At 73.5% G+C, this 7123-nt stretch carries 3 protein-coding genes; all 3 read left to right on the forward strand.

The genetic code is table 11. The features are described from left to right. The first annotated feature begins 129 nt into the window (after positions 1–129). Entirely contained in the window at positions 130–2664 is a 2535-nt protein-coding gene (locus FNH09_RS43010) for a SpoIIE family protein phosphatase (RefSeq protein WP_162469957.1), read from the forward strand. An 85-nt stretch (positions 2665–2749) separates the two neighbouring features. Further along, entirely contained in the window at positions 2750–5548 is a 2799-nt protein-coding gene (locus tag FNH09_RS43015) for a SpoIIE family protein phosphatase (RefSeq protein WP_152895308.1), read from the forward strand. A gap of 124 nt (positions 5549–5672) precedes the next feature. After that, entirely contained in the window at positions 5673–7037 is a 1365-nt protein-coding gene (locus FNH09_RS43020) for an FAD-dependent oxidoreductase (protein ID WP_152895309.1), read from the forward strand. Positions 7038–7123: the final 86 nt, after the last annotated feature.

Here is a 7123-nt window from a genome sequence, read left to right on the forward strand (position 1 = left end):
GCACACCACAGCCCGGCCCCTCCCCCGCGCAGCCCGCGCGGATGCGCACCGGTGCCCGAGTGGCGCATTCTTTCTGTGTCGCTTTCTGTGTCGCCCGCGCGAGCGGCGCCAGGACGAGGTAGGGCCGATGTGACTGGGAGCGCCGGGAACGGGGCAGGAACCGGACGGCTGGCCGGGCTGCTGACCCAGGCCGCGGCGGAGGCGATCCGAACGGCCGAAGGGCCGATCGCGGGCGTCTACCTGCGGGCCGGCACCCCTGGGCTGCTGCGGCTCGCCGTCCTCGCCGGGCTGCCCGCGCCACTGTTCCACCCCTGGTGGCGGCTGCATGTGAACCGGCCCTTCCCGGTGGCCGACGCCTACCGGCTCGGGGTCCAGGTGATCCTGCCCAACGCCACCGAGGCGATGCGGCGCTATCCCCAGTTCGCGGCGGGGCTGCCCTTCCAGTTCGGCTCGCTCTATGTGCCGGTCACCGGCGGGGCCGGACCGTTCGGCGTCCTCACGATGCTGCGCCCCGCCGCGGTCGACGCCGGCGAGTTGCAGGCGGACCAGGAGCAGCTGACGCGTCTGGCCGCCGACCTGGGCCGGTCGCTGCACGGGCTGGAGGGTGAGGGACCGCCTCTGGCCTGGGACGACCGGCCCCTGTCCGTGCGGACGCCGACCGTCGGGCCGGTCCCGGACCGCTCGGCGGGCTTCTCCTGGGATCCGGTCACGGACCTGGTCACGCCCGACCTTGAGGTGCCCGCCCTGCTGGGCCTGCCCCCGGGAGAGTTCCCGGGCACCCTGCGCGACCTGGCCCGCACCCTGGCCCCCACCGACTCCCCGCAGCTCCTGGCCCTGCTGCGGGAGACCGCCGAGGGCAGACCACCGCCCCTGTCCGTGCCGGTACGGGCGGCGGACGGCGCGCTCCGGCTGTTGCGGCTGCGGGCTCCCGAGTCGGGCGCCGGTCCCGGCGGAGCGAGCGCCGGGGGTGTGCTGCGCGACCCGAGGGCCGACTCGCCCGCCGACACGGCGGCCGGTCTGCTGCCGGAGGGCGTGTTCTGTCTGGACCGGCTGGGCCTGGTCGTGTACGCCAATCCACGGGCCGCGCATCTGCTGGGGCTGTCCCGGGCCAGGCTGCTCGGCCGGGCGCTGTGGGACAGCGCCCCCTGGCTGCGCCAGCCCGCGTTCGAGGAGCACCTGCGCGGCGCCCTGCTGGCGCCGGACCCCGTGCACTTCCATGTCCGGCGCCCGGCCGTGGACGACGAGCAGGCGTTCGAGGGCGAGTGGCTCGCCGTGTCCGTCTACCCCGGTTCCAACATTCTGACCTGCACGGTCATGCCGTCGAACCGGATCGCCGAACCGGCCGAAGTGCGCCGGACGGCAGCGGAGGAGTCCCCGGCCGCCGGCCTGCCCCGGATCGGCGGACTGCTGTCGGGCACCGCCCCGACGCCTCCGCAGTACCGGCCGATCGTGCTGGCGATCGCGCTGACCGAGGCGGTGACCGCCCGGCAGGTGTCCGCGGTGGTGATGCAGGAGCTGCTGCCCGCGTTCGGCGGACGCAGCCTCGCCATCTACCTCTTGCAGGACCGGCATCTGTACCTGGCCTGGGAGAGCGGCTTCCCGGAGGGCTTCCTCGCCCCCTTCGAGGGGGTGGGGTTGGACGCCCGGCTGCCGGGCGTCGAGACCCTCACCACCGGCCGCCCGCTGTTCTTCGACTCCATGCAGCAGATGCAGGCCGCCTACCCCGGAATGCCGATGGACGCCACACAGGGCGCCCGCGCCTTCCTGCCGCTGATCGCCTCCGGCCGCCCGGTCGGCTCCTGCATCCTCGGTTTCGACCGGCCGCGCAGCTTCAGCACCGAGGAACGCACGGTGCTCACCGCGCTCGCCGGGCTGATCGCCCACGCGATGGAGAAGGCGCAGCGCTACGACACCGAGGCCGCGCTCGCCCGCGGGCTCCAGCAGGCCCTGCTGCCCCGGCGGCTGTCCTCGCATCCGCTGCTGGAGACCGCCGGGCGGTACCTGCCCGGCACCCAGGGCATGGACGTCGGCGGCGACTGGTACGACGTCGTCGAGGCGGGGGACGGGCTGGCCCTGGTGATCGGGGACGTCCAGGGGCACGGGGTGCAGGCGGCCGCCACCATGGGGCAACTGCGCAGCGCCGTCCGTGCCTTCGCCCTCGGCGGTCATCCGCCCGACGAGGTGATGAGCGGGACCAACCGGCTGCTCGTCGACCTCGACGCCGGCCAGTTCGCCAGTTGCTGCTACCTCCAGCTGGACCCCGCGACCGGGCGGCTGCGGGTCGCCCGTGCGGGACACCCGCCTCCCCTGCTGCGCCGGGCCGGCGGGTGTGCGCAGGTCGTGGACATCCCCGGCGGCGTCGTCCTCGGTGTGACCCCCGACGCCCACTACCCGGTGATGGAGCTGCGGCTGGAACCCGGCGCGATCCTCGCCCTGTACACGGACGGACTGGTCGAACGGCCCGGCTTCGACATCGACGACGGCATCGACACCCTGCGCGAGGCACTGGACCGGGCCGCCACCGTGGTCGCCCCGCAGGGCGAGCAGTCCCTGGGCAACCTCGCCGACCGGCTCACCGCGACCGCCCGGCACGCCGTCGACCGGCCCGACGACATCGCCCTGCTCCTGGCCACCCGCCACACCACACCCCGCCACCGCGGCTGACACCGCCGGTGCCCCCGGAGTGAGGGGGTCCGCACACGCGGTGACACCTCTCGCCTCGCGGAGTCCGGCAGTGTAGACAGGGCACATGGTCCGACTCCTGGGTCGAGTGGGGGCTGAGGCAGTCCGTCCGGACGGTCGCCGCACAGCGCGCGCGCCGGACCGCGCGGACGACACGCGCGGGCAGCGGACGCGGGCACCGGTCGGCGCGCCGGACGAACCGCGCGCCGACGGGGAGCGACCGCGCCGCGAGAAACCCTCCCGACTGCGGTCCGCGCTGGGCGGGCGCAGCCTCGCCGCGCAGGTGTTCGTGCTGAACGTGGTCATCGTGGTGCTGCTGATCGTGGCCGCGGTGGTGGCGCTGGTACTCCAGGTGCAGCACGACACGACCGCGGAGGCCCGCAGCCGTTCGCTCGCCGTCGCCGAGACCTACGCCCACTCCCCCGGCATCCACGCGGCGCTGCGCAGCGCGGACCCCACGGCGCTGCTCCAGCCGTCCGCCGAGGCCGCCCGCAAGGCCGCGAAGGTCGACTTCATCGTCGTGATGAACACCGACGGGATCCGCTACACGCACCCCAACCCGAACCGCATCGGCGGTCAGTTCGTCGGCACCCTCAAGCCCGCGCAGGCCGGCGGCACGGTGATCGAGGAGGTCGACGGGACCCTCGGGCGGCTGGTGCAGGCCGTGGTGCCGGTCAAGGCGCCGGACGGGAAGGTCGAGGGCCTGGTCTCGGCCGGGATCACCACCCAGCACGTGGGCGGTGCCGCGGAGCGGGAGCTGCCGCTGATGCTGGGCGCCGCCGCCGGTGGCCTGGCGCTGGCCACGGGGGGCACGGCGCTGGTGAGCAGACGGCTGCTGCGGCAGACCCACGGCCTCGGCCCGCACGAGATGACCAAGATGTACGAGCACCACGACGCGGTGCTGCACTCCGTACGGGAAGGGGTGCTCATCGTCGGCGGTGACCGCGACCTGCTGCTCGCCAACGACGAGGCGCACCGACTGCTGGACCTGCCGGCGGACGCCGAGGGCCGCGACGTACGGGATCTCGGTCTCGATCCGGGCACCGCCGAACTGCTCGCCTCGGGCCGGGTCGCGACGGACGAGGTGTTCCTGGTCGGCGACCGGCTGCTGGCGGTCAACCACCGGCCCACGGACCTGGCGGGCGGCCCGCCCGGCAGCGTGGCCACCCTGCGCGACACCACCGAGCTGCGTGCCCTGTCCGGCCGGGCGGAGGCGGCGCGCGAACGCCTCGACCTGCTCTACGCCGCCGGGGTGAGCGTCGGCACGAGCCTGGACGTGACCCGGACCGCCGAGGAGCTGACCGCCGTCGCCGTCCCGCGGTTCGCGGACTTCGTCACCGTGGACCTGTTCGACGCCGTGATCGACGGCGACGAGCCGGAGCCGGGCGACGCGCTGCACCGTATCGCGTCGGGCGCCATCCACGGTGGCGCGCCGCTCTACCCGCTCGGCACCCAGATCAGATTCGTCTCGTCCGCGCCGCAGGCGCGCAGCCTCGCCACCGGCCGGGCGGTCCTGGAGCCGCGGCTCGACCGGGCGGAGGGCTGGCGCGCGCAGGACCGGGAGCGCACCGAGCAGGTCGTGGAGTACGGCATCCACTCGCTGATCACCGTTCCGGTGCGGGCGGGGTCGCTGGTCCTGGGCGTGGTCAGCTTCTGGCGTTCGCAGCGGCCGGAGCCGTTCCACGAGGACGAGGTCACGCTCGCCGAGGAGTTGGTCGCGCGGGCCGCGGTGTCCATCGACAACGCCCGCCGCTACACGCGCGAGCACAGTACAGCGGAGGCGTTGCAGCGCAGTCTGCTGCCGCGCAGTCTGCCCGAGCAGGACGCCCTGGAGGTCGCCTACCGCTATCTGCCCGCGCAGGCGGGCGTCGGCGGCGACTGGTTCGACGTCCTGCCGCTGTCCGGCACCCGGGTGGCGCTGGTCGTGGGCGATGTGGTGGGCCACGGGTTGCACGCGGCGGCCACGATGGGCCGGCTGCGTACGGCGGTGCACAACTTCGCCGCCCTCGACCTGGCGCCGGCCGAGCTGCTGGCCCTGCTCGACGAGCTGGTCAACCGTATCGACCAGGACGAGTCGGCGGAGGGGGCCGGCGCGCCCGTCACCGGCGCGACCTGTCTGTACGCGATCTACGACCCGGTCTCCCGGCGCTGTTCGCTCGCCCGCGCGGGCCATCCGCCGCCGGCCGTGATCCGGCCCGACGGCCGGGTGGACTTCGTCGACGTGCCGGTCGGTCCGCCGCTCGGGATCGGCGGGCTGCCCTTCGAGACGGCCGAGGTGGAGCTCGCGGAGGGCAGTCGGCTGGTGCTGTACACCGACGGACTGGTCGAGGACCGGGAGCGGGACATCGACGCGGGTCTGGAGCTGCTGCGCACCGCTCTGGGGCGGGCGGGGGACTCCCCCGAGGCCACCTGCCGGGCCGTGCTCCACGAGCTGCTGCCCGACCGGCCCGGGGACGACATCGCGCTGCTGGTGGCGCGCACCCGGGTGCTCGGCGCCGACCGGGTCGCGGAGTGGGAGGTGCCGATGGATCCGGCGGCGGTGCAGGACGTACGGGCCCGGGTGACGCGTCAGCTGGCGGAGTGGGACCTGGCGGAGCTGACCTTCACCTCGGAGCTGATCCTCAGTGAGCTGGTCACCAACGGGATCCGCTACGGTGGCGCCCCCCTGCGCGTGCGTCTGCTGCGCGACCGTACTCTGATCTGCGAGGTCTTCGACACCGGCAGCACCTCGCCGCATCTGCGGCACGCGGCGTCGACGGACGAGGGCGGCCGCGGGCTGTTCCTGGTGGCGCAGCTGGCCGAACGCTGGGGCACCCGGTACACGCCCGACGGCAAGTTCATCTGGGCCGAGCAGGCGCTTCCCTGACGCCCACCGTCTACCCATAAACGGTGCTTATGGGTCCATAGACCGGACCCGCGTACCAACTAAGGTTTGCCTGAGTTTAGGCTTCCCGTCGAGTCGCCTGTCATCGCTCGAAGGGAACCTGATCATGCCCCGCCCCCTGCGGGTAGCCATCGTCGGAGCCGGCCCCGCCGGGATCTACGCCGCCGACGCGCTGCTGAAGTCCGAAGTGGCCGCCGAACCCGGTGTCTCGATCGACCTCTTCGAGCGCATGCCGGCCCCGTTCGGTCTGATCCGCTACGGCGTCGCACCCGACCACCCCCGCATCAAGGGCATCATCACCGCCCTGCACCAGGTGCTCGACAAGCCGCAGATCCGTCTCTTCGGCAACGTCGACTACCCGACCGACATCAGCCTGGACGACCTGCGCGCCTTCTACGACGCCGTGATCTTCTCCACCGGCGCGACGGCCGACCGGGAGATGCGCATACCCGGCATCGAGCTCGACGGCTCCTACGGCGCCGCCGACTTCGTGTCCTGGTACGACGGCCACCCGGACGTCCCGCGCACCTGGCCGCTGGAGGCCGAGAAGGTCGCCGTCCTCGGCGTCGGCAACGTGGCGCTCGACGTGGCGCGCATCCTGGCCAAGACGGCGGACGAGCTGCTGCCCACGGAGATCCCGCCGAACGTCTACGACGGTCTGAAGGCGAACAAGGCGCTGGAGATCCACGTCTTCGGCCGCCGTGGCCCGGCCCAGGCGAAGTTCAGCCCGATGGAGCTGCGGGAGCTGGACCACTCCCCCACCATCGAGGTCATCGTCGACCCCGAGGACATCGACTACGACGACGGCTCCATCGCCACCCGACGCGGCAACAAGCAGGCCGACATGGTCGCCAAGACCCTGGAGAACTGGGCGATCCGCGACATCGGCGAGCGCCCGCACAAACTGTTCCTGCACTTCTTCGAGTCGCCGGCCGAGGTCCTCGGCGAGGACGGCAAGGTCGTCGGACTGCGCACCGAGCGCACGGCCCTCGACGGCACGGGCAACGTCAAGGGCACCGGCGAGTTCAAGGACTGGGACGTCTCCGCGGTCTACCGCGCCGTCGGCTACCTGTCCGACAAGCTGCCCAAGCTGCCGTGGGACGTCGAGTCCGGCACGGTCCCGGACCAGGGCGGCCGGGTCGTCGAGGAGAGCGGCGCGCACCTTCAGTCGGTCTACGTCACCGGCTGGATCCGGCGTGGCCCGGTGGGCCTGATCGGCCACACCAAGGGCGACGCCAACGAGACGGTCGCCAACCTCCTGGACGACCACGCGAACGGCCGCCTGGGCGTGCCCGCCTCGCCCGAACCCGAGGCCGTGGACGCGTTCCTCGCGGAGCGCAGCGTCCGCTTCACCACCTGGGAGGGCTGGTACAAGCTGGACGCCGCCGAGAAGGCGCTGGGCGAACCCCAGGGCCGGGAGCGCGTGAAGCTCGTCGAGCGCGAGGACATGCTCCGCGAGAGCGGCGCCTGAGACGACGCACCGGCCGGCCGTGGGCGACCACGGCCGGTCACCCCGCGGGGCCCGGCGGCACACCTGCTGCCGCCGGGCCCCGCGCC

The organism is Streptomyces adustus, from assembly GCF_009377175.1.
In the GTDB taxonomy this organism is placed as follows: Bacteria; Actinomycetota; Actinomycetes; order Streptomycetales; family Streptomycetaceae; genus Streptomyces; species Streptomyces adustus.